Origin of the sequence: Streptomyces sp. NBC_00691 (assembly GCF_036226665.1) — a bacterium.
Lineage (GTDB): Bacteria > Actinomycetota > Actinomycetes > Streptomycetales > Streptomycetaceae > Streptomyces.
This window is the reverse complement of sequence record NZ_CP109007.1, coordinates 4,552,616-4,572,528: the sequence shown is the minus strand read 5'-3', so window position 1 is coordinate 4,572,528 and position 19,913 is coordinate 4,552,616. Positions and strand designations below refer to the sequence as shown.

Below are 19,913 nucleotides of genomic sequence, written 5' to 3'. Positions count from 1 at the left end.
CGCACCGCGGTGCCGGCACGGCTGTGCCGGCGCGGCTCCGTGCAGGCGCGGCGGCTCCGCAAGTGCGGCGGCTCCGCAAGTGCGGCTCCGCGCCGGCGTTCCTCAGCGTCGCCGGGAGCGCCAGAGCAGGAACAGCGCCGATGCCACCGCCGCGCCACGGAGGACCCAGGGCCACGTCTCCGAGACCGCCGCGCCCATCGCCTCGCCGCCCGCGGCCACCGGCTCGCCCCAGCGGCCCTCGACGCGGCCCCACAGCCAGACGATGCCCGACGCGGCGGCCAGGCCCGGGATCACCAGGACGGCGCCCCTGACCTCGCCGGGGGTCAGCCGGCGGGAGGCGTACGCGATGAGCCAGCCCGCGGCCAGGGCGACGAGTGAGCCGAAGAGCGCGCCGCCGAGCAGGAGGAGCGCGGCGAGCAGCACGAAGGGGTTGGCGAGGCGGAGACGGGAGACCGGGGCCGCCTCGATCCCCGTGTCCTCGTCCGCGGCCGGCTCGGCCTCGGCGACCGCCCGCCTGCGACGGAGGAGACGGGCGAGGCGGCGGCGCTTCCCGGGGGCCGGGTCCGATGAGTCCCGGGCGGCCGGGTCCTCCTCGCCGTCCTCGTCCTCGTCGTCCTTCGCGACGGGTTCCTTGAAGAGGTCCGGCCGCTCGACCCCGCCCACGAAGCCCGGGAGGCCGTCGGCGGCGTCGACCTGCCACCAGTCCGTGTCGGCACCGGCTCCGGCGAGGCCCACGGCGTCGGTGGTGTCCCCTGCCGCGATGTCCGGTGCCGGAGTCGGCTTCGGCACCGGGGCGGCTCCCTCACGGGACCGGCGGCTGCCCGGAATCCATCCGAGGCGCTTCCCCGTCCGCTCCCCCGCGCGGGGCTTCGGCACGGGCTTCGGCACGGGCTTCCTCTCCGCCTTCTCCGCCGGCTTCCTCGCCGCCCCCCTCGCGGCCGGCCGGGCCGGTGCCGACGGTGGCGCCGCGCCCGGGCCCTCCGCCCGTTCCACCACCTCGTCCGGGGTTCCCAGGGCACCGAGGATGCCTCGTATCGCCGCCGGGCTCTCCTCGCCGTGCGTGGCGCGACGGCGGTCGATCTCGTTGCGGAGGGTGGACACCAGCCGCATCCGGTCGCTCGCCGGCAGCTGCCGCTGCTGGGCCAGATCGCCGACCCGGCTCAGATAGTCGTAGACCAACTGGTCGCTCTCGATCCCCACGGTGCCCCTCCACAGCCGGTTCGCCCGGTACGGCCCGACGTTAGCGCCTGCGCAGCGGCTAACGTGGTCCGGATGGGGATCGGTGAGCTCGACCGGGAGGCGCACGTGCCCGAGGTAACTGGCGCCGCCGCGGCGCCCCGCACACTCGCTGAGGCGCTGCGCGCGCGGGGCGACGAGGGGCTCGCCGCACTGTTGCGTGCCCGGCCCGATCTGCTGAGTCCGGTGCCGAACGATCTGACGCAGCTGGCGACGCGCGCCGGGACGCGGGGTTCGGTGGTGCGGGCCCTGGAGCGGCTCGACCGGTTCGCCCTCCAGACGGCCGAAGCGCTCGCGGTGGCTCAGGACCCGGCGCCCTACCCCGTGCTCCTGGGGCTGCTCACCGGCGACGAGGGCGACGCGGAGATCGAGGCGGCGCTGCCGGGTGCGGTGGCGCTGCTGCGCGAGCAGGCGCTGGTGTGGGGCGAGGACGACCGGCTGCGGCTGGTGCGGACGGCGCGGGAGCTGCTCGCGCCGTCGGCGCAGCATCCGTCGCCGACGGGTCTGGGGCCGACGGTGGCCGAGGCGACGTCGGGGATGTCGCCGGGCCGGGTACAGGAGATCATCGCGGCCGCGGGGCTGGCGGCGACGCACGATCCGGTGTCGGCGGTGGCGGCGCTGACGGCGCTGTTCACGGACCGGGACCGGATGGGGTCGCTGCTCGACACGGCGTCTCCCGACGCGCTGTCCGTGCTCGACCGGCTGGTGTGGGGTCCGCCGTACGGCGAGGTGACGGCGAAGCCGGCGGCTCCGGTGCAGTGGCTCCGCGACCACGGCCTGCTGCTTCCGGTGTCGCCGCGGACGATGGTGCTGCCGCGTGAGGTGGCGCTGCATCTGCGGGGCGGACGGGCGCACCGGGCGCCGGAGCCGGTGGCGCCGGTGCTGCGGGTGCTGCGGGAGTACCGCCCGCAGGTGGTGGACAGTGCGGCGGCCGGGCAGGCGCAGCTGGCGCTCGCGACGGTCGAGGAGCTGCTGAAGTCCTGGGACCGGGGCGGGCCGCAGGTGCTGCGGGCGGGCGGTCTGTCCGTACGGGATCTGAAGCGGACGGCGGCGGCGCTCGACGTCTCGGAGGAGACGGCGGCGTTCTGGCTGGAGCTCTGTTACGCGGCGGGGCTGCTCGCGTCGGACGGTGAGGCCGACGAGCGGTACGCGCCGACGCCGGCGTACGACGACTGGCTCGATCTGCCGCCGGCGGAGCGCTGGGCGCTGCTCGTCACGCCGTGGCTGACGGCGACCCGTACGTCGGGTCTGGTCGGCGGTCAGGACACGAAGGGCCGGACGCTGTCGGTGCTCGGTCCTGATCTGGACCGGTCGCCCGCGCCGGAGGTCCGGCACCGGGTGCTCGGGCTGCTGGCGACGCTGCCGCCCGGTTCGTCGGTGGAGCCCGAGTCGTTGTTCGCGCGGCTGCGGTGGGAGCGGCCGCTGCGGGGCGCGTCGGCCGTGGAGGAGAGCGGCGACCTGCGGTCGCGGCTGGCCCGGTGGGCGCTGGCGGAGGCGGAGCTGCTCGGTCTGACGGGGCGGGGTGCCCTGTCGGGGCCGGCGCGTGCGCTGCTGAACCTTCCGCTGGCGGAGGCGGCGTCCGCCGGGGAGCTGGGCGGGGGCGTCGAACTGTCGGTGGCGGCGGGCCGGGCGGCGACGCTCCTGGCGCCGCTGCTGCCGGAGGCCGTCGACCACGTCCTCCTCCAGGCGGACCTGACGGCGGTGGCGCCGGGGCCGCTGCGGCGGCCGCTCGCCGATGCGCTCGCGGTGCTCGCGGACGTGGAATCGAAGGGTGGCGCGACGGTCTACCGGTTCACGCCGGGGTCCGTACGGCGGGCGCTCGACTCCGGCCAGACCGCCACGGACCTGCACGAATTCCTCAAGGCGCACTCTCGGACGCCGGTCCCCCAGCCTCTCGCGTACCTGATCGACGACGTGGCGAGACGCCACGGTCATCTGCGGGTGGGGGCGGCGTCGGCGTATGTGCGCTGCGACGACGACACGGTGCTGGGCGAGATCCTGGCGGACCGCCGCTCGTCGCCCCTGGGCCTGCGGCGGCTCGCGCCGACGGTGCTCGCGGCGCAGGCGGATCCGGTGGCGCTGCTCGACGGGCTGCGGTCGATGGGGTACGCGCCGGCGGCCGAGTCGACGACGGGCGACGTCCTCATCACGCGGGCGGACGCCTACCGGACGGGTGCGCGTACGGCCCCGGTGCCGGTGCCGGACGGCCCGCCGGCTCCCGACACGACGCTGCTCGGCGCTGCGGTCAAGGCGATCCGCGCGGGCGACCGGGCGGCGACGGCGGTCCGCAAGGAACCGGCCGCGGCCCCGACGGCGGCGGGCGCGCTGCCGCGCACGTCGGCGGCGGAGACCCTGGCGACGGTCCAGGCGGCGGCGATGACGGGGTCGGCGGTCTGGATCGGCTATGTGAACGCGGAGGGCGGCGCGAGCCAGCGGGTGATCGCCCCGGTGCGGGTGGAGGGCGGCTTCGTGACGGCCTACGACCACACGGCGGACGAGGTCCGTACGTATCCGCTGCACCGGATCACGGGCGTGGCGGAACTGGCGGACGACCAGGTGTAGCGGGCACGACGGGAGCGGGCACGACGCTCCCGGCGCGCCCGGAGCCGGGCTGGAGGGAGGGCGGGTCGGTGGTGGCCGCGCCCGTCAGGCGGCGCGTCCGGCGTCTCTCCCGGTGGCCACCGCCGGGAGGGGGCGCCACTCGGCGGGGACGTTCCGCATGATCAGTACGCAGTCCAGGGTGGCGCTCCCCGGCGGGAAGCGGTCCGGGTCGTCGAAGAAGGACGACGCGGCGGCGCGGACCCGGCCGGCTTCCACGTGCCAGGCGTCGGTGTGCAGCTCCATGCCTTCCAGGTGGCCCGCGCCGGTGGGCGAGAGGCCCTTGGCCCCCGCCCGGAAGAAGCGGGAAGCCGCCGCGAGGTCGGGGAAGAGCCGGCTGCCGTGCAGTTCGTCGGCGGGCTCGACGGTGACGTCCACCCGGATGCCGCCGTCCCGGGTGGCCAGGGCGACCCGGGTGCGGCCGGGCGTCTCGTGCACCTCGAAGTCGGCGCGGCCGTGTTCCCCGGGGAAGACGCGGCCTCCGGCCCAGGCGTTGAGCCGCGAGGCCGTGTCGCGCCGCGGGATGTAGACGCCGGTCTCGACGCCGTCGGGTCCGTCCCATTCGACGGCGATCCGATGGGCCGCGTTCTCACTGCTGGGCCCGAACACCTCGGGTGCCCAGACCGGCCGCACCTTTCCCAGGCGCAGGAGGCAGATGCCGGCGACCGCGTGGCCGTTCACCACCTGCGGGCGCAGGGGCGCGGGGAGCAGGCGTGCCGCGGTGTCCGGGGCGACCCGGTAGTTCACCAGAAGCCTTCGTTCGATGACGCTGGACAGTCGTGGCTGCCTCATGATCCCTCGCTCTGCGCCCCGCGGCGCCATGTGGTGTGGCGGAGCACGATCTGCTCGGGGCAGACGGTGCTGAGGAACCGACCGATGCACAGGGCCAGGCGTTCCTCGGCGAGCGTGTAGAGGATCCGGTTGCCGTCACGCCGCTCGGTGACCAGACCGGCGCCCTTGAGCACGCCGAGGTGGCGGGAGACGGAGGGCGCGCTGATGGCGAACCCGGCGGCGATCTCACCGGCGGCCAGCTCGCCGCCTCTGAGGTCCTCGAGGATCTGGCGTCTCGTCGGATCGGCGAGCGCCCGGAAGGCCCCCGCCTCGTCCTGGGCATCTGTCATGACTGATGTTTAGCACTTTAGCTAAATACCTAACAAGTCCTCCGGGTGGCGACCCCGCACCGCACGGGTGGGCTCGCGGCGCCGCAGCCGTCTCCCGTGTCAGGCACACTGGAGGATTGGCCGTTACGGGAACGGCACGGTGTCGGAAGGACCTGATCACGTGAATGGACCTCTTATCGTCCAGAGTGACAAGACGCTGCTCCTGGAGGTCGACCACGAGCTCGCCGACGCCTGTCGGCGGGCCATCGCGCCGTTCGCCGAGCTGGAGCGGGCGCCCGAGCACATCCACACGTACCGGCTGACGCCCCTCGGGCTGTGGAACGCGCGGGCCGCCGGGCACGACGCCGAGCAGGTCGTCGACGCGCTCGTCGAGTACTCGCGCTATCCCGTCCCGCACGCGCTGCTCGTCGACATCGCCGAGACCATGGCCCGCTACGGGCGTCTCACCCTGTCCAAGCATCCGACGCACGGGCTCGTGCTGACCAGTACCGACCGGCCCGTGCTCGAGGAGATCCTGCGGTCGCGGAAGGTGCAGCCGCTGGTCGGGGAGCGCATCGACCCCGACACCGTCGTGGTGCACCCCTCCGAGCGCGGGCAGATCAAGCAGACGCTGCTGAAGCTGGGATGGCCCGCCGAGGACCTCGCCGGATACGTCGACGGCGAGGCGCACCGGATCGATCTCGCCGAGGACGGCTGGGCCCTGCGGCCTTATCAGAGGCAGGCCGTCGAGGGCTTCTGGCACGGCGGGTCCGGGGTCGTCGTGCTGCCCTGCGGCGCGGGGAAGACGCTGGTGGGGGCCGGTGCGATGGCCCAGGCCAAGGCGACCACGCTCATTCTCGTCACCAACACCGTCTCCGCCCGCCAGTGGAAGCACGAGCTGGTCAAGCGGACCTCGCTCACCGAGGACGAGATCGGCGAGTACAGCGGTACGAAGAAGGAGATCCGTCCGGTCACCATCGCCACGTACCAGGTGCTCACGACCAAGCGGAAGGGGATCTACCCCCACCTGGAGCTGTTCGACTCGCGGGACTGGGGCCTGATCGTCTACGACGAGGTGCATCTGCTTCCGGCGCCCGTCTTCAAGTTCACCGCCGACCTCCAGGCACGGCGCCGTCTCGGCCTGACCGCCACCCTGGTCCGCGAGGACGGCCGTGAGTCCGACGTCTTCTCGCTCATCGGGCCCAAGCGGTTCGACGCGCCCTGGAAGGAGATCGAGGCACAGGGCTACATCGCGCCCGCCGACTGCGTCGAGGTCCGGGTCAACCTGACCGACTCCGAGCGGCTCGCCTACGCCACTGCCGAGGCCGAGGAGAAGTACCGGTTCTGCGCCACGACCGCGACGAAGCGGAAGGTGACGGAGGCCCTCGTGAAGAAGTTCGAGGGACAGCAGATCCTCGTCATCGGGCAGTACATCGACCAGCTCGACGAGCTCGGCGAACACCTGGACGCGCCCGTCATCAAGGGCGAGACCCCGAACGCCCAGCGCGAGAAGCTCTTCGACGCGTTCCGGACCGGCGAGATCAGCGTGCTCGTCGTGTCGAAGGTCGCGAACTTCTCCATCGACCTGCCCGAGGCGACCGTCGCGATCCAGGTGTCCGGCACCTTCGGCTCCCGCCAGGAGGAGGCACAGCGTCTCGGCCGGGTGCTCCGGCCGAAGGCCGACGGCCACCAGGCGCACTTCTACTCGGTGGTCGCCCGCGACACCATCGACCAGGACTTCGCCGCCCACCGGCAGCGATTCCTCGCCGAGCAGGGGTACGCGTACCGGATCGTCGACGCGGACGAGCTGCTCGCGCCCTGAGGCCGGCTAGTCCATCAGCGCCAGCAGGGGGGCGGTGATCGCCAGCGCGTACTCGGCGATCACCAGGCCCTTGCGGGGCGCGGCCAGGGCCGCCACTCCGGTGGCCGCCCCCAGGCCCAGGGTCCAGAAGGCCGCCGTGACGAGTCCCCCGGCGACGCCGTCCCCGCTGACGGCGTCCCCGAGCACGGCCACGACCGTGGCGACGAAGCACGCCGCCAGGAGGAGGAATCCGCACCCGGCGACGACGCGCAGGGCGCGCGGGCTCGGGGCGTAGGGGTCGATGCCGTCGGCGGGGCCGAGGGTCGGGTCGAGGGTCGGGTCGAGGGGCGTCGTCGTCATGGGTCGATCACATCAAGACCGGTCCCGTGGCGGCAGGCGCTCTCGTACTCAGTCGGGGCCGGGGGCGTACTCAGGACGCGGGTTCCCGACACCGGCCTCGGGCGGACCGTAGTCGCCCAGGAGGACGACGCCGGCCGCCGCGCCGCCGAAGGCGCGTATCGCGCGCAAGGCAGTGCCGAGGGGGCGGACCCGGGGGCGGGTCACGGTGGTCACGAGGGTGAAGGTCGTCGCGGTCATGTCTCCATGATGGAATCCGGACATTCCGAACACATCGCTCTCGGGGGTGAACCGGGGGCGCGCCCGGGTCCGACGTGAGACGGACCCCGTCCCCTACGGGGTGGATCCCGGTCGGAAACGTTCGCTCCGGGCCGCGCCCAGGAGTTACACTCGCCAGCTTCCCCGCCTCCCTCCGTGGAGAGCCGCCGCCCGGTCGGTAACCGGCGGCCACCTCGACGTGTCCGCGTACTTCTCCCCGGAGGCTCCGCCGTGTCCGTTCCCGTGTCCGACGATCCCCTCGCGCGCGAGCGTGCCCATCTGACCTCCTCCCGCGCCGCCCTGCGGGCGATGCGCGAGGACGTGGAGGCGCTCGACATCAAGGACGTCACCGCGAACTGGGTCAACGCGGTGGTGCTGGGACGGCAGATCGAGGACCGCATCAAGGCGCTCGCCGACCTGTCCCACACCCCGCTGTTCTTCGGGCGGCTCGACTATCTGCACACCACGCAGGAGGGGCAGCGCTTCTACATCGGGCGGCGGCACGTGCACGACGCCGACGGGGACCCGATGGTGATCGACTGGCGTGCGCCGGTCTCCCAGCCGTACTACCAGGCGTCGAAGAAGGACCCGCAGGACGTCGGGCTGCGCCGGCGCTTCGGCTACACGGGCGGCGAGCTCACCGCGTACGAGGACGAACACCTCTCCGACCCCGAGGAGCTGGAGCGGACCAGCAGGCTGCTCCAGGCGGAGATCGAGCGGCCCCGCGTCGGCCCCATGCGGGACATCGTCGCCACGATCCAGCCCGAGCAGGACGGGATCGTCCGGTCCGGCCTCTCCGGGACGGTGTGCGTGCAGGGAGGGCCCGGAACGGGCAAGACCGCCGTCGGTCTGCACCGTGTCGCCTATCTGCTGTACGCGCACCGCGAGCGGCTGGCCCGGACCGGGACGCTGGTCATCGGACCCAACCGGTCCTTCCTGCACTACATCGAGCAGGTCCTGCCCGCTCTGGGCGAGTTGGAGGTGAAGCAGGCCACCGTCGACGATCTCGTCGGCGGCCAGGTCGAGGTGCGGGGCACGGACGAGGCCGCCGCAGCCGTCCTCAAGGGCGACGCCCGCATGGCGGAGCTGCTGCGGCGGGCGGTGCGCTCGCATGTGGCACTGCCCAAGGAGCCCCTCATGGTGGTGCGCGGGTCCCGCCGCTGGCGGGTGCCCGCGTACGAACTGGAGGAGATCGTCCGCGAGTTGACGGACCGCGACATCCGGTACGGGGCCGCCCGCGAGGCACTGCCGCAGCGCATCGCGCACGCTGTCCTGGTGCGGATGGAGGAAGCCGGCGAGGCGCCCGACGACCGGGTGCAGAACGCCGTCGCGCGCACCACGGCCGTGAAGGCCGTCGTGAAGGAGTGCTGGCCGCTGGTGGAGCCCGCGAAGCTGGTGCTCCGGCTGCTCGGCGACGCGGAGTTCCTCGCGGAGCACGCCGAGGGGCTGTTCACCGAGGACGAGCAGAAGCTGCTGCTCTGGGCGAAGCCCGCCCGGAGCGTGAAGACGGCGAAGTGGTCGGCGGCGGACGCCGTCCTCGTCGACGAGGCGCGGGACCTGGTCGAGCGGACGCACTCGCTCGGCCACGTCGTCCTCGACGAGGCGCAGGACCTGTCCCCGATGCAGTACCGGGCGGTGGGCCGACGCTGCACGACCGGCTCGGCGACCGTCCTCGGCGACCTCGCGCAGGGCACGACGCCGTGGGCGACGGCGAGCTGGGCGGAGGCGCTCGGGCACCTGGGGAAGCCGGAGGCGGTGGTGGAGGAGCTGACCGCCGGTTTCCGTGTGCCGCGTGAGGTCATCGCGTACGCCTCGCGGCTCCTTCCGCACATGTCGCCGGGGCTCGCGGCCGTGGAGTCGGTGCGTGAGAATCCCGGGTCGCTGGACGTACGGCACACGGACGCGCTCGACCGGGACGCCGTCGCGGCCTGTGTCGAGGCGCTGGCCCACGAGGGCTCCATCGGGCTGATCGCCGCCGACGCGCGGATCGCCCCCCTCGCGGAGGCGCTGACGGCCGCCGGGCTCACGTACCTCTCGCCCGGTGAGGAGACCACGGCCGAGTCCCGGCTGACGCTTGTCCCCGCCTCGCTCGCGAAGGGGCTGGAGTACGACTACGTGGTCCTGGACGAGCCCGCGGCCGTCGTCGACGGAGAGCCGGACGAGCGGACCGGTCTGCGGCGGCTGTACGTGGCGCTGACCCGTGCCGTGTCCGGGCTGACCATCCTCCACTCGGCCCCGATCCCGCCGCAGTTGGAAGAGGCGTGAGCCGTCGGCCCGGGCCGGGGCGCTCCATCACGTCGAGGTGTGGTGGGGGATCCGGCGCGCGCCGAGCGACCGGCTCAGGCCCGGCCTGCACCACCTCGCCTTCCACGCCGGCGACCCGGCCGCCGCCGACGCGAAAGTCGCGCCCACGCGATGAGTTTCCGCCGGGCCGCCGGTCTATAGGTTGTAGTCGCTGCTGAGCGCCAGTGCTGAGCGGCCGTCATGAACTTCACGGGAGAACCCAGATGCGCACCCTGATCAGCTCCGTCTTCGTCTCGCTCGACGGTGTCGTGGAGGCTCCCGGCGGTGAGGCCGGCTACCGGAACTCGGGCTGGACCTTCAAGGACGTGGAGTTCGTCCCGGAGGCGTACGAGATCAAGGGCCGGGAGCAGGAGGAGGCCGGCGCGATGCTGCTCGGCCGGGCCAGCTACGAGGCGTTCAGCACCGTGTGGCCCGCCATGGAGGACTTCGCCGGCTACAAGGCCATGCCGAAGTACGTCGTGTCCACGACCCTCACCGAGGACGACCTCGTCGACAACTGGGGCGAGATCACGATCCTCCGCTCGCTCGACGAGGTCGCCGCGCTGAAGAAGACCGAGGGCGGTCCGATCATCATGCACGGCAGCGCCACGCTGGGCCGCGCGCTCTCGGACGCCGGTCTGATCGACCGGTACAACCTGCTCGTCTTCCCGCTGCTGCTCGGCGCCGGCAAGCGGCTGTTCAGCCAGACGGACAAGGACACGCAGAAGCTGAAGCTCGTCGAGCACGAGACGTACTCCAACGGCATCCAGAAGAACGTCTTCGACGTCGTCCGCTAGGGCCTGTCGTCACACTCCCGTCACCGCCCGAAGGCCGGCCCCGCGGGGCCGGCCGGCGTCTGACGACACGGCACCCCGTGGACCCCGTGCGACTTCGCGTACTCCGCGAGCGCCTCGATACGGGTGCGGCGGGCGACCGCCGCCAGCACCGGGTTCGTCTCGCGGTAGTAGTGCTCGGTCACCAGGCCCCAGGCCAGGGCCCAGCCGCGCCCCCGCGCCCAGGTCGCGTCGTCGACGCGGGCCGCCTCGCGGAAGAGCGGGCGGGTGCCGGCGGTGAACAGCGTCCAGGCGGGCATCGTGTCGCAGGCCGGGTCGCCCGTACCGACGCCGCCGAAGTCGATGACGGCACTGAGGCGGCCCTCGCGGCCCAGCAGATTGCCCGGCAGCAGGTCGCCGTGGACCCAGACGGGCGCGCCCTCCCACTGCGGGAGCCGCAGGACGGCCTCCCAGGAGGCCGTGGCCAGTTCCGCGTCGATCAGGCCCTCGGCTCCGAAGTCACGGATGACCCGAGGGAGTTGACCGTCCTCCCAGCTGCTGACGTGGCCGCCCCGGAACGAGGTCGGGCCGTCGCTCGCGTCGACGCCGCGCAGCGCGGCACCGAAGCGGCCCAGAGCGACGGCCGCGTGGGCGAGGTCGGTGAGCGGGACGTCGAACGTGTCGTCGCCGTCGAGCCAGCGGTAGACGGACCAGGGATACGGGAACTCCGCGCCCGCTCCGGCGCGGCCCACCGGGACCGGGACGTCCAGCGGCAGGTGCGGGGCGAGCAGGGGCAGCCAGCGCTGTTCCTTCTCGACGTGGCGCGCGGCGTACGGGACCCGGGGCAGCCGTACGACGAGGTCGTCCCCGAGCCGGAACATGAGGTTGTCCGTGCCGGCGGACCGCACGGCCCTGACCGGGAGGCCGGCCCACGCGGGAAACCGTGCGGCGACGAGCCGTGCGACGAGCGCGGCGTCGACGGCGGGCGGCTCGTCGGCGGGCGTGGGGGCGGTGGGGGCGGTGGCTGCCATGGCGGGGAGGCTAGCGAGCGTCCAGGGCGCCGGGCCAAGGGTTTTCACACCCCGGTCCGAGCACCGGCCCGCGCCCTCTCGACGGCCCGGCCCGAGCCCTGGTCCTGGCCCTCGCCCCGCGCCCGGCGGACCCGCCCCCGGCCGCCCCCTGCCCTCTACGCGTCCAGCGCCTCGCGCCAGGTCCGTACCGCGTCCGCCGAGACCGGGGCCGCCCAGCCCTGGGGGCGGGCCGCGCCGCCGATGTGGAAGGCGTCGAGGCCCGCCGCGCGCAGTTCGGGGAGGTGGTCGAGGCGGAGGCCGCCGCCGACGAGGATCTGGGCCTCGTAGCCGGGTTCGCCCGCGCGGGCGGCCTCGGCCTTGAGGGTGGCCAGGCCGTCGTCGACGCCGGTGGCGGCGCCGGCCGTCAGGTAGGTGTCGAGGCCGGGCAGGTCGGCGAGCCGCTTGCGCAGTCCGTCGCGGTCGGCGGTGCGGTCGATCGCCCGGTGGAAGGTCCAGCGGCAGCCGTCGAGGACGGCGAGGAGACGCTCCACGGCCACCAGGTCGGGCTCGCCGTCGGGGGTGAGGAAGCCGAGGACGAACTCGTCGGCGCCCGCCTCGCGCAGCTCCCGGGCCCGGGCCACCAGGGCGTCGACGCCCTCGGGGCCGCCGGCCGCGAAGCCGTCGGTGAGGCGGAGCATCACGCGCAGCGGGATGTCGACGGCGGCTCGGATGGCGGCGAAGCCGGTCCGGGACGGGGTGAGTCCGTCCGCCGCCATGTCGGTGACGAGTTCGAGCCGGTCGGCTCCACCGGTCTGGGCAGCGACCGCGTCTTCCTCGTCGAGGGCGATCACCTCAAGGACTGCACGGTTGCTCATCGAGCCCATTCCTCCATGAATGCGTCTCTACAGGTCTAGTCCAATGGCCAGCCTAGCCGTGCGCGTGGTCTCCCGCATCGTGCGTGGCCTCGCCGGCCGTGGGAACGGGCGCCTTCCCGCCGGCCGAAGCGCCGCCCGCGGTGACCGTGAAGGCCGCCGTCCGCACCTTCCCCTCGTGCTGGAAGTCGAGGAACAGCCGGTACGTTCCCGCGCTCGGCGCCGTCGCCGTGAAGGAGACGTCCGGGCCGGGTCCGCCCTCGTTCGGGTGCACGTGGAGGTAGGCGAGGTCGCCGTCGCGCAGGGCGACGAGGTGTCCGTACGCCCCGAGGTAGGGCTCCAGGTCGGTGACCGGCTTCCCGGCCCTGGTGACGGTGAGCCGGAGCTCGCCGGCCTTGCCGGGGTTCAGGGTGCCGCCGAGGCGCACCTGGTAGCCGTCGACGGTGGAGGTCGGGGTGGCGGCGGGCAGCGGCCGCGGCGCGTACGCCCCCGGTACGGAGAGGTCGACGCCGAGCGTGATGCCCTGGGCGCCGGGCGCGGCGGGCTTGAAGTCGGCGAAGGCCTTGTAGCCGCCGGCGCGGGGCAGGTCGGCGACCACCGTCCAGGTGCCGTCGGCCGCCTTCACGGGGTGCAGGTGGCGGAAGGTGTTGAGGTCGCGCGAGGCGACGATGAAGTGCAGTTCCTTGCCGTGCTCGGTGGTGAACGCGGTGACCTTCCGGCCCGTCGAGTCCCTGATGGAGAACTTCAGGGTGCTCGTGCCCGCGGCGGGGGTGGGGGTCTCCATGGCCAGGGTGTAGCCGCCCTCGGAGACCTGGAGGCCGCCGGGGGTGTTCGCGGCCGCGGCGGGGGTGTTCGCGGCGCCCTCCTCGTGCCCGGCGTGACCGTCGGCGGGCGCGCTCTTCGACGGCGCGGGTGTGGCCGCGTGCTCCCCGTGCCCGGCCTTCTTCGGCTCCTCGACGGGGCCGACGCCCGTGCCCACCCCGTAGGCGGCCCCGAAGGTCGCGGCGAGTGCGGCGGCATAGGCAGTGATCTTCACTCCGGTGTTCATGGCTGCTCTCCCGTTACGTGGGCGGTGGCGGCGTCGGTAGCCGTTCCATGCACTTCACCATACCCCTGGGGGGTATCAAGTCAAGTCGGGGATCTGCTTGCGCGAGATACGGGAGGGGGGTATACATGGAACGGAAGCCGATACCCCCCGAGGGTATCCAGCCACCGGAACCGACCGAGGAGAAGCCATGGGCTCCTGCTGCACCCCCGACAACAGCTGCTCGACCACCGCGGAGACCACCGCCGTCGCGGTCGCCGACAGCACCGCCACGGTCTACGCCGTCTCGGGCATGACCTGCGGCCACTGCAAGACCGCGATCACCAAGTCCGTCAGCGCGCTCGACGGTGTCATCGACGTCGACGTCGACGTGGCCGGCGGCCTCGTCACCGTGACCACCGGCGGCGCGCCCGACGACGCGGCGATCACGGCGGCGGTCGACGACGCGGGCTACGAGCTCACCGGCCGCGCCTGACCGACAGCCCCCTCGGCCGCCGGGGCCCGCCCACCACGCCCGGGCCCCGGCCCCCGACACCCCGCACTCACGAGGAGCAGGAACAGTCATGACAACGACGACACCGGGCAGCGCCCAGGTCGAGCTCGCCATCGGCGGCATGACCTGCGCCTCGTGTGCGGCCCGTATCGAGAAGAAGCTCAACCGGATGGACGGGGTCGAGGCCACCGTCAACTACGCCACCGAGAAGGCGAAGGTCACCTTCGACGCCGACATCGACGTCGCCGACCTCATCGCCACCGTCGAGGCCACCGGCTACACCGCCGCCGAGCCCGCGCCCCCGCGGTCCGAGTCGCCCGGCGCCCCCGACGGCCCCACCGACGAGGAGAAGGCCGACGAGGAGCTGCGGCCCCTCAGGCAGCGTCTCGTCACCGCCGTCACCCTCGCCGTGCCCGTCATCGCCATGGCGATGGTCCCGGCGCTCCAGATCGAGTACTGGCAGTGGCTGAGCCTCACACTCGCCGCACCGGTCGTCGTCTACGCCGCCTGGCCGTTCCACCGCGCCGCCTGGACCAACGCCAGGCATGGCGCCGCCACCATGGACACGCTGATCTCGGTCGGCACGATCGCCGCCTTCCTGTGGTCCCTGTGGGCGCTGTTCTTCGGGACCGCCGGTACGCCGGGGATGACCCACCCGTTCGAGTTCACGATCGCCCGCAGCGACGGTGCCGGGAACATCTACCTGGAGGCCGCGGCCGGCGTCACCGCCTTCATCCTCGCCGGCCGGTACTTCGAGGCCCGCTCGAAGCGCAAGGCGGGCGCCGCGCTCAAGGCGCTGATGCAGCTGGGCGCCAAGGAGGTCACCGTCCTGCGGGGCGGCCGCGAGGTCACCGTGCCGACCGCCGAACTCCAGGTCGGCGACCGCTTCCTGGTCCGTCCCGGCGAGAAGATCGCCACCGACGGCACCGTCGTCGAGGGCTCCTCCGCCGTCGACGCCTCCATGCTCACCGGCGAGTCCGTCCCGGTCGAGGTGTCCGTCGGCGACTCCGTCACCGGCGCCACCCTGAACGCCGGCGGCCGCCTCGTCGTCGAGGCCACCCGCGTCGGCGCCGACACCCAGCTCGCCCGGATGGCCAAGCTCGTCGAGGACGCGCAGAACGGCAAGGCCGCCGCCCAGCGCCTCGCCGACCGGATCTCGGCCGTCTTCGTGCCCATCGTCATCGCGCTCGCGCTCGGCACCCTCGGCTTCTGGCTGGGCACGGGCCAGGGACTGACCGCCGCCTTCACGGCCGCCGTCGCCGTCCTGATCATCGCCTGCCCCTGCGCCCTCGGTCTGGCCACCCCGACCGCCCTCATGGTCGGCACCGGACGCGGCGCCCAGCTCGGCATCCTCATCAAGGGGCCCGAGGTCCTGGAGACCACCCGCAAGGTCGACACGATCGTCCTAGACAAGACCGGCACCGTCACCACCGGCCGGATGACGCTCATCAAGGTCCACACCGCCGAGGGAGACAGCGAGGCCGACGAGACGGACGTCCTGCGGCTCGCGGGCGCCCTGGAGCACTCCTCCGAGCACCCGATCGCCCAGGCCGTCGCCACCGGCGCCGCCGCGAAGGTGGGCACCCTGCCCACCCCCGAGGACTTCGCCAACATCCCCGGGCTCGGCGTCCAGGGCATCGTCGACGGACACGCCGTCCTCGTCGGCCGGGAGAAGCTCCTCGACGAATGGGCCATGGCGCTCCCGGCGGACCTCAAGTCCGCGAAGGACGCCGCCGAGAAGGCCGGCAGGACCGCGATCGCGGTGGCCTGGGACGGCCGGGCCCGTGCGGTCCTGGAGGTCGCCGACGCGGTGAAGGAGACCAGCGCCGAGGCCATCAGGCGGCTCCGCGCGCTCGGCCTCACCCCGATCCTGCTCACCGGTGACAACAAGGCGGTCGCCGAGTCCGTCGCCGCCGAGGTCGGCATCGACGAGGTCATCGCGGAGGTCATGCCGCAGGACAAGGTCGACGTCGTCAAGAAGCTCCAGGCGGAGGGCCGTTCGGTCGCCATGGTCGGCGACGGCGTGAACGACGCCGCCGCGCTCGCCCAGGCCGACCTCGGTCTGGCGATGGGCACCGGCACGGACGCCGCCATCGAGGCCGGCGACCTGACCCTCGTACGGGGAGACCTGCGGGCCGCGGCAGACGCGATCCGGCTCTCCCGCAAGACGCTCGGCACGATCCGCTCGAACCTCTTCTGGGCCTTCGCCTACAACGTGGCGGCTCTGCCGCTCGCCGCGGCCGGACTGCTCAACCCGATGATCGCGGGCGCGGCCATGGCCTTCTCCTCGGTCTTCGTGGTCGGCAACAGCCTCCGCCTGCGGGGCTTCCAGGCCGCCGACCGCTGACGCCGGTCCACCGTTCGACGGGTCCGCCGGTGACTCCACCGGCGGACCCGCCCTTCCCCGCCGAATCTCCGAGGAGCCCGTCGTGGCCGGTTACGGACAGCACAAGGAAGACATCATCAGACGCCTGCGCCGGATCGAGGGACAGGTCAGGGGGGTGCAGCGGATGGTCGACGAGGACGTCTACTGCATCGACGTCCTGACCCAGGTCTCCGCGATCAACGCGGCCCTCCAGTCCTGCGCGGTGGCCCTGCTCGACGAGCACCTGAGCTGCTGCGTCACGGAGGCCATCGCGCAGGGCGGTGACCAGGCGAAGGTGAAGGTGGGCGAGGCGTCGAAGGCGATCGCCCGGCTGATCCGGACCTGACGGGGTGCCGGGCGACCTGACGGACTAGCGAGGCCGCGTCAACCGCCCTTGCGTGACGGACAGTCGGCGGACAGCGTGAGACTCAGCCGGAGACAGAGGCCGAGCAGCTGCCGGAGGAGCACCAGCTCCACCGTTCCGGGAGGACCGGAGTCGCAGAGCTTCCCGCAGGGGCGGTTCCACGTGGGGATCTTCATGAGGGCCGACATCCTGCCAGCGTACCCCCGGGGGGTATACCTGAGCGAGGGTACCGGCCCGTACGATGAGCCGCCCGTAGGGGGAGGGGATGCACGTGCGCCGGCTGGGAGAGCTGGAGGCCGAGATCATGGACCGGCTGTGGGCCTGGCAGCGGCCCGCCACGGTCCGCGAGATCGTCGACGACATCAACCGCGGCCGGCGGGTCGCCTACACGACCGTCATGACCGTCGCGGACATCCTGCACCGCAAGGGCTGGCTCCGCCGCGAGAAGGCCGGCCGGGCCTGGCTGTACGAGCCCGTCCGCAGCCGCGAGGAGTACACCGCCGGCCTCATGCGCGACGCCCTCGGCGACAGCCAGGACCGGCCCGCCGCCCTCCTCCGGTTCGTCGAGGTCATCTCGGACGAGGACATGGACGCCCTCGACGCGGCCCTCCGCGCCGCCCGCGGCGACCACGACCCGCACCCCGGCGGCGGGAGCGGCGCGTGAACGTGAACCATCACGTCCTCGTCCCGCTCGGACTTCTCGTCCTCACCGGATTCCTCGTCCCCTGGTTGCTCGTCCGGGCCCGCTGGGCCCAGCAGGCGCCCCGGCTCGCCCTCGGCGTATGGGCCGCGTGCGGCGCCGCGTTCGCCGTCGCGAGCGCCCTGCTGCCGGCCCAGCTGGTCCTGTCGAGCGCCGGCAGCCACCGGCTCGCGGACATGATGTTCGCGCTCGAACCGCCCACGGTCGACCAGCTCCTGGCACTCGACGCGCGCGGCCGGTGCGCCCTCGCGCTCTCGCTCGCCGTGCTCTCGACGCCCGCCGTCGCGTTCGTCCGCCGGCTGGTGAGGGCGCGCCGGGTGCGGCTGCGGCACGCGGGGGTGCTGCGGCTCGTCGGACGGTACGACCCGGCACTGCGGGCCACCGTCCTCGACGACGCGCGCCCCGCCGTGTACTGCCTGCCGGGCCGCTCGCGCCGGGTCGTCGTCTCCTCGGGCGCCGTGGACACCCTCACCCCCGCCCAGCTCGCGGCGGCGCTCGCCCACGAACGGGCCCACATCGCGGGGCGGCACCACCTCCTCGTCGCCGCGTCGGAGGCCTTCGCGGCCGTGTTCCCGCGCCTGCCGCTCGCCCGGCACGGGGCGGCCTCCGTACCGCTGCTGCTCGAAATGGCCGCGGACGACCGCGCGTTGCGCCGGTGCACGCGTGACGCTCTCGCCACGGCGCTGTACGCGCTCGCGTCGGGACGGGCGCCGCGGTCCGCCTTCGCGGCGGGCGGCCCTTCGGCGGCGCTGCGGATGCGGCGCATCCTCGCTCCGCACAGCGCCGGACATCCCGTCCTGCGCGGTCTGATGACCATCGCGGCGGCGGGTCTCGCGATGACGCCCTTGATCGTCGCCTGCTGCTCCTTCCCCGGATAATTGACTCGCTTCAACACGTCCGACCTGCCGAACCGCTCTATTTACTAAGTGAATTCGTAGATTTCGCATCGGTCACGAACAACCGAATTCCCCGCTATTGTGGGTATGTTGGGGCTCGGGCTCGGCACGTCGAAGGGTACAAAACCGATGCAGCTGGCTGGCGTTCGGACGGCCGCGGCCGGCGATGCGACGACGATATCCAGGCTGCTCGCCGACGTCATTCGGAGCAGCTACGCGGGAATCCTGGACGAAATCCCGATGCGGCGGCTGATCTCCGCACAATGCGCACTCCCCCGCATACGCGCGGAAATTGAAATTCCCGGGGGCGCGCCCGGCTGGCTCGGCTGGCTCGTCGCGACCGACGAGGAGGGCACGGTCGTCGGTGTCGCCGCGGGCGGTGTCCCGGTGCCGGGTGAGGGCGAGGTGTACGCCCTGGCGGTGGCGTCCGGCTCCCGGCGCGGGGGCGTGGGTACGGCCCTGCTGGCGGCGGCCACGGAGCGGATGCGGAACTTCGGCGCCAGGGACCAGCGGGTGGAACTCCCCGCGGAGGCGGACCCCGCGCTGCCCTTCTACAGCCACCTGGGCTTCGCCGCCCTCTCGGCGCGGCGCTGGAGCAGAACGCTGTAGCGGCAGCCGTACTCCAGGGCGTGGCAGATCCACGCCATCGCGTGTTCACGCAGCCCGATCCGGTGGATCGGGGTTCCTCCCCCAGGTCAGGATGGGTTCAGCGACGCGGGCCCCGGCGGCACGGGTACCTCGTCCGGACGGCATGGACCGAGCGAGCCCCTGGAGGAGCGATGCACACACCGAGCGGCACTTCCCTGCCCGTCGTGCCCGCAGCGTTCGCTCCGGTCCTGCCGTCCCGATACGGCCGGGAGCCGGAGCCCGCCCCCGGGGCCGGCGTCCGGGTCACCTCGGACACCCTGCCCGGGCTCGAATCCGTCTCGCCCGCCGACGAGAACTCCGTCTGGCTGCACGACGCCCTGCTCGGCCCCCACAGCGCGGACATCGTCCGGTACCTCAGCCTCGCCCGCTCCACCGGCGGACCCGTCCTGGATCTCGGCTCCGGCGCCGGGCGGCTCGCCGTCCCGTTCGCCCGGCACGGCTTCGCCGTGGAGGCCGTGGACCGGGACGCCTCGGCCTTGGAGCGCCTCGACGGCTGGGCACGCCGGATCGGTCCGCAGGTGTCCGGGCTGGTCGTCACCCACCGGACCGACCTCACCGAGCTGCGGCTCGCCGGCAGCTACCGGCTCGCGCTGCTCGCGGGCGCGATGGTCACCGCCGTCCCTCCGGCGCGGCGGCCCGAGCTGCTGCGCGAGGTGGCGTCCCACCTCCAGACGGGCGGGGCGCTCGCCCTCGACTACACGGCGCACCAGCTGCCGGGGCTCATCGCGGAGCCGCGGCGGACCTGGGCGTTCCAGGTGCCCCGCTTCGACGGCATCGACGAGTGGGTGGTGGCCCGGCAGGTCTTCGACCTGCCGTCGATGAGCGAGCGGATCACGTACTACGCGGCGAGGACCGGGAAGCTGTCCACCGAGCGGGTCGTCCTGACCACCGACAAGTGGATCGTCGACCCCGAGCGGCTGGCGGCGGAGCTGCACTCGGCGGGCCTGCACATCGAGGGCCGGCGGCGTCACCGGATCGACGAGCGGACCGAGTCCGTCCTGCTCGTGTGCAGGACGGACGACTGAACGGACGGACGAAGAGCCCTGACGAGGTTGACGAGCAAGAGGTACGATGCCCACAAAAGTTTGAGCCGACCAGATGGCGGGCGGGCGGG

The 19,913-nt window shown here is 73.3% G+C and carries 20 protein-coding genes; 11 read left to right on the top strand and 9 right to left on the bottom strand.

Annotated features, from left to right (window positions below):
* Window positions 1-102: 102 nt before the first annotated feature.
* Window positions 103-1,200: a hypothetical protein gene (locus OG392_RS20710; protein WP_329281550.1), complete on the bottom strand. Its 1,098-nt coding sequence runs from the start codon at window positions 1,198-1,200 to the stop codon at window positions 103-105.
* Between the two features lie 72 nt (window positions 1,201-1,272).
* Here OG392_RS20710 and OG392_RS20705 point away from each other — a divergent pair, with 72 nt between their 5' ends.
* On the top strand, window positions 1,273-3,798 hold the full coding sequence (locus OG392_RS20705) for a helicase C-terminal domain-containing protein (RefSeq protein ID WP_329281549.1): 2,526 nt from the start codon (window positions 1,273-1,275) through the stop codon (window positions 3,796-3,798).
* 84 nt (window positions 3,799-3,882) lie between these two features.
* Here OG392_RS20705 and OG392_RS20700 read toward each other — a convergent pair whose 3' ends face one another.
* Complete coding sequence (locus OG392_RS20700; protein WP_329281547.1) at window positions 3,883-4,626, bottom strand: DUF2071 domain-containing protein; 744 nt, start codon at window positions 4,624-4,626, stop codon at window positions 3,883-3,885.
* Window positions 4,623-4,955 (bottom strand): metalloregulator ArsR/SmtB family transcription factor, encoded by a 333-nt coding sequence (locus OG392_RS20695; protein ID WP_329281545.1) that lies wholly within the window; start codon window positions 4,953-4,955, stop codon window positions 4,623-4,625. Before OG392_RS20695 ends, OG392_RS20700 begins: the two co-directional genes overlap by 4 nt.
* Before the next feature lie 160 nt (window positions 4,956-5,115).
* Here OG392_RS20695 and OG392_RS20690 point away from each other — a divergent pair, with 160 nt between their 5' ends.
* Entirely contained in the window at window positions 5,116-6,756 is a 1,641-nt protein-coding gene (locus tag OG392_RS20690; protein ID WP_329281543.1) for a DNA repair helicase XPB, read from the top strand.
* Between the two features lie 6 nt (window positions 6,757-6,762).
* Here the strand turns inward: OG392_RS20690 and OG392_RS20685 are convergent, their stop codons facing one another.
* Both OG392_RS20685 and OG392_RS20680 read right to left on the bottom strand, forming a co-directional pair.
* Window positions 6,763-7,095: a hypothetical protein gene (locus tag OG392_RS20685; protein ID WP_329281541.1), complete on the bottom strand. Its 333-nt coding sequence runs from the start codon at window positions 7,093-7,095 to the stop codon at window positions 6,763-6,765.
* A 48-nt stretch (window positions 7,096-7,143) separates the two neighbouring features.
* A complete protein-coding gene (locus tag OG392_RS20680) occupies window positions 7,144-7,332 on the bottom strand; it encodes a hypothetical protein (RefSeq protein ID WP_329281539.1) in 189 nt (62 codons plus the stop codon).
* A gap of 249 nt (window positions 7,333-7,581) precedes the next feature.
* Here OG392_RS20680 and OG392_RS20675 point away from each other — a divergent pair, with 249 nt between their 5' ends.
* On the top strand, window positions 7,582-9,615 hold the full coding sequence (locus OG392_RS20675; RefSeq protein WP_329281538.1) for a HelD family protein: 2,034 nt from the start codon (window positions 7,582-7,584) through the stop codon (window positions 9,613-9,615).
* Window positions 9,616-9,857: 242 nt separating this feature from the next.
* On the top strand, window positions 9,858-10,430 hold the full coding sequence (locus OG392_RS20670; protein ID WP_329281537.1) for a dihydrofolate reductase family protein: 573 nt from the start codon (window positions 9,858-9,860) through the stop codon (window positions 10,428-10,430).
* Window positions 10,431-10,450: 20 nt separating this feature from the next.
* Here OG392_RS20670 and OG392_RS20665 read toward each other — a convergent pair whose 3' ends face one another.
* The 3 genes from OG392_RS20665 to OG392_RS20655 all read right to left on the bottom strand — a co-directional run bounded on the left by OG392_RS20665 (window position 10,451) and on the right by OG392_RS20655 (window position 13,336).
* A complete protein-coding gene (locus tag OG392_RS20665; RefSeq protein ID WP_329281535.1) occupies window positions 10,451-11,437 on the bottom strand; it encodes an aminoglycoside phosphotransferase family protein in 987 nt (328 codons plus the stop codon).
* A 155-nt stretch (window positions 11,438-11,592) separates the two neighbouring features.
* Complete coding sequence (locus OG392_RS20660; protein WP_329281533.1) at window positions 11,593-12,291, bottom strand: copper homeostasis protein CutC; 699 nt, start codon at window positions 12,289-12,291, stop codon at window positions 11,593-11,595.
* Between the two features lie 52 nt (window positions 12,292-12,343).
* Window positions 12,344-13,336: a hypothetical protein gene (locus OG392_RS20655; RefSeq protein WP_329281531.1), complete on the bottom strand. Its 993-nt coding sequence runs from the start codon at window positions 13,334-13,336 to the stop codon at window positions 12,344-12,346.
* A gap of 187 nt (window positions 13,337-13,523) precedes the next feature.
* On the opposite strand from OG392_RS20655, the gene OG392_RS20650 reads away from it, so the two are divergent.
* From OG392_RS20650 to OG392_RS20640, 3 genes are all read left to right on the top strand, one after another.
* Window positions 13,524-13,808: a heavy-metal-associated domain-containing protein gene (locus OG392_RS20650; RefSeq protein WP_329281529.1), complete on the top strand. Its 285-nt coding sequence runs from the start codon at window positions 13,524-13,526 to the stop codon at window positions 13,806-13,808.
* Window positions 13,809-13,896: 88 nt separating this feature from the next.
* Window positions 13,897-16,173: a heavy metal translocating P-type ATPase gene (locus tag OG392_RS20645; RefSeq protein WP_329281527.1), complete on the top strand. Its 2,277-nt coding sequence runs from the start codon at window positions 13,897-13,899 to the stop codon at window positions 16,171-16,173.
* Between the two features lie 82 nt (window positions 16,174-16,255).
* Window positions 16,256-16,537: a metal-sensitive transcriptional regulator gene (locus OG392_RS20640; protein ID WP_015035316.1), complete on the top strand. Its 282-nt coding sequence runs from the start codon at window positions 16,256-16,258 to the stop codon at window positions 16,535-16,537.
* Between the two features lie 38 nt (window positions 16,538-16,575).
* Here OG392_RS20640 and OG392_RS20635 read toward each other — a convergent pair whose 3' ends face one another.
* Entirely contained in the window at window positions 16,576-16,731 is a 156-nt protein-coding gene (locus tag OG392_RS20635) for a hypothetical protein (protein ID WP_329281525.1), read from the bottom strand.
* A gap of 95 nt (window positions 16,732-16,826) precedes the next feature.
* Between OG392_RS20635 and OG392_RS20630 the strand changes: the two genes are divergently transcribed.
* The 4 genes from OG392_RS20630 to OG392_RS20615 all read left to right on the top strand — a co-directional run bounded on the left by OG392_RS20630 (window position 16,827) and on the right by OG392_RS20615 (window position 19,824).
* Complete coding sequence (locus tag OG392_RS20630; RefSeq protein ID WP_329281523.1) at window positions 16,827-17,219, top strand: BlaI/MecI/CopY family transcriptional regulator; 393 nt, start codon at window positions 16,827-16,829, stop codon at window positions 17,217-17,219.
* Window positions 17,216-18,133, top strand: coding sequence for a M56 family metallopeptidase (locus OG392_RS20625; RefSeq protein ID WP_329281521.1), 918 nt, complete (start codon window positions 17,216-17,218; stop codon window positions 18,131-18,133). Before OG392_RS20630 ends, OG392_RS20625 begins: the two co-directional genes overlap by 4 nt.
* Before the next feature lie 147 nt (window positions 18,134-18,280).
* Window positions 18,281-18,760: a GNAT family N-acetyltransferase gene (locus OG392_RS20620; RefSeq protein WP_329281519.1), complete on the top strand. Its 480-nt coding sequence runs from the start codon at window positions 18,281-18,283 to the stop codon at window positions 18,758-18,760.
* A 203-nt stretch (window positions 18,761-18,963) separates the two neighbouring features.
* Window positions 18,964-19,824 carry an SAM-dependent methyltransferase gene (locus OG392_RS20615; protein ID WP_329281517.1) on the top strand — a complete coding sequence of 287 codons (861 nt, stop codon included), beginning with the start codon at window positions 18,964-18,966 and terminating at the stop codon, window positions 19,822-19,824.
* Window positions 19,825-19,913 lie beyond the last annotated feature (89 nt).

Excerpts from the sequence above, each read along its gene's own strand:
- OG392_RS20705 (WP_329281549.1), top strand. The coding sequence starts at position 1,273 with ATGGGGATCGGTGAGCTCGACCGGGAGGCGCACGTGCCCGAGGTAACT.
- OG392_RS20700 (WP_329281547.1), bottom strand. The coding sequence starts at position 4,626 with ATGAGGCAGCCACGACTGTCCAGCGTCATCGAACGAAGGCTTCTGGTG.
- OG392_RS20695 (WP_329281545.1), bottom strand. The coding sequence starts at position 4,955 with ATGACAGATGCCCAGGACGAGGCGGGGGCCTTCCGGGCGCTCGCCGAT.
- OG392_RS20685 (WP_329281541.1), bottom strand. The coding sequence starts at position 7,095 with ATGACGACGACGCCCCTCGACCCGACCCTCGACCCGACCCTCGGCCCC.
- OG392_RS20680 (WP_329281539.1), bottom strand. The coding sequence starts at position 7,332 with ATGACCGCGACGACCTTCACCCTCGTGACCACCGTGACCCGCCCCCGG.
- OG392_RS20670 (WP_329281537.1), top strand. The coding sequence starts at position 9,858 with ATGCGCACCCTGATCAGCTCCGTCTTCGTCTCGCTCGACGGTGTCGTG.
- OG392_RS20665 (WP_329281535.1), bottom strand. The coding sequence starts at position 11,437 with ATGGCAGCCACCGCCCCCACCGCCCCCACGCCCGCCGACGAGCCGCCC.
- OG392_RS20660 (WP_329281533.1), bottom strand. The coding sequence starts at position 12,291 with ATGAGCAACCGTGCAGTCCTTGAGGTGATCGCCCTCGACGAGGAAGAC.
- OG392_RS20655 (WP_329281531.1), bottom strand. The coding sequence starts at position 13,336 with ATGAACACCGGAGTGAAGATCACTGCCTATGCCGCCGCACTCGCCGCG.
- OG392_RS20650 (WP_329281529.1), top strand. The coding sequence starts at position 13,524 with ATGGGCTCCTGCTGCACCCCCGACAACAGCTGCTCGACCACCGCGGAG.
- OG392_RS20645 (WP_329281527.1), top strand. The coding sequence starts at position 13,897 with ATGACAACGACGACACCGGGCAGCGCCCAGGTCGAGCTCGCCATCGGC.
- OG392_RS20635 (WP_329281525.1), bottom strand. The coding sequence starts at position 16,731 with ATGAAGATCCCCACGTGGAACCGCCCCTGCGGGAAGCTCTGCGACTCC.
- OG392_RS20620 (WP_329281519.1), top strand. The coding sequence starts at position 18,281 with ATGCAGCTGGCTGGCGTTCGGACGGCCGCGGCCGGCGATGCGACGACG.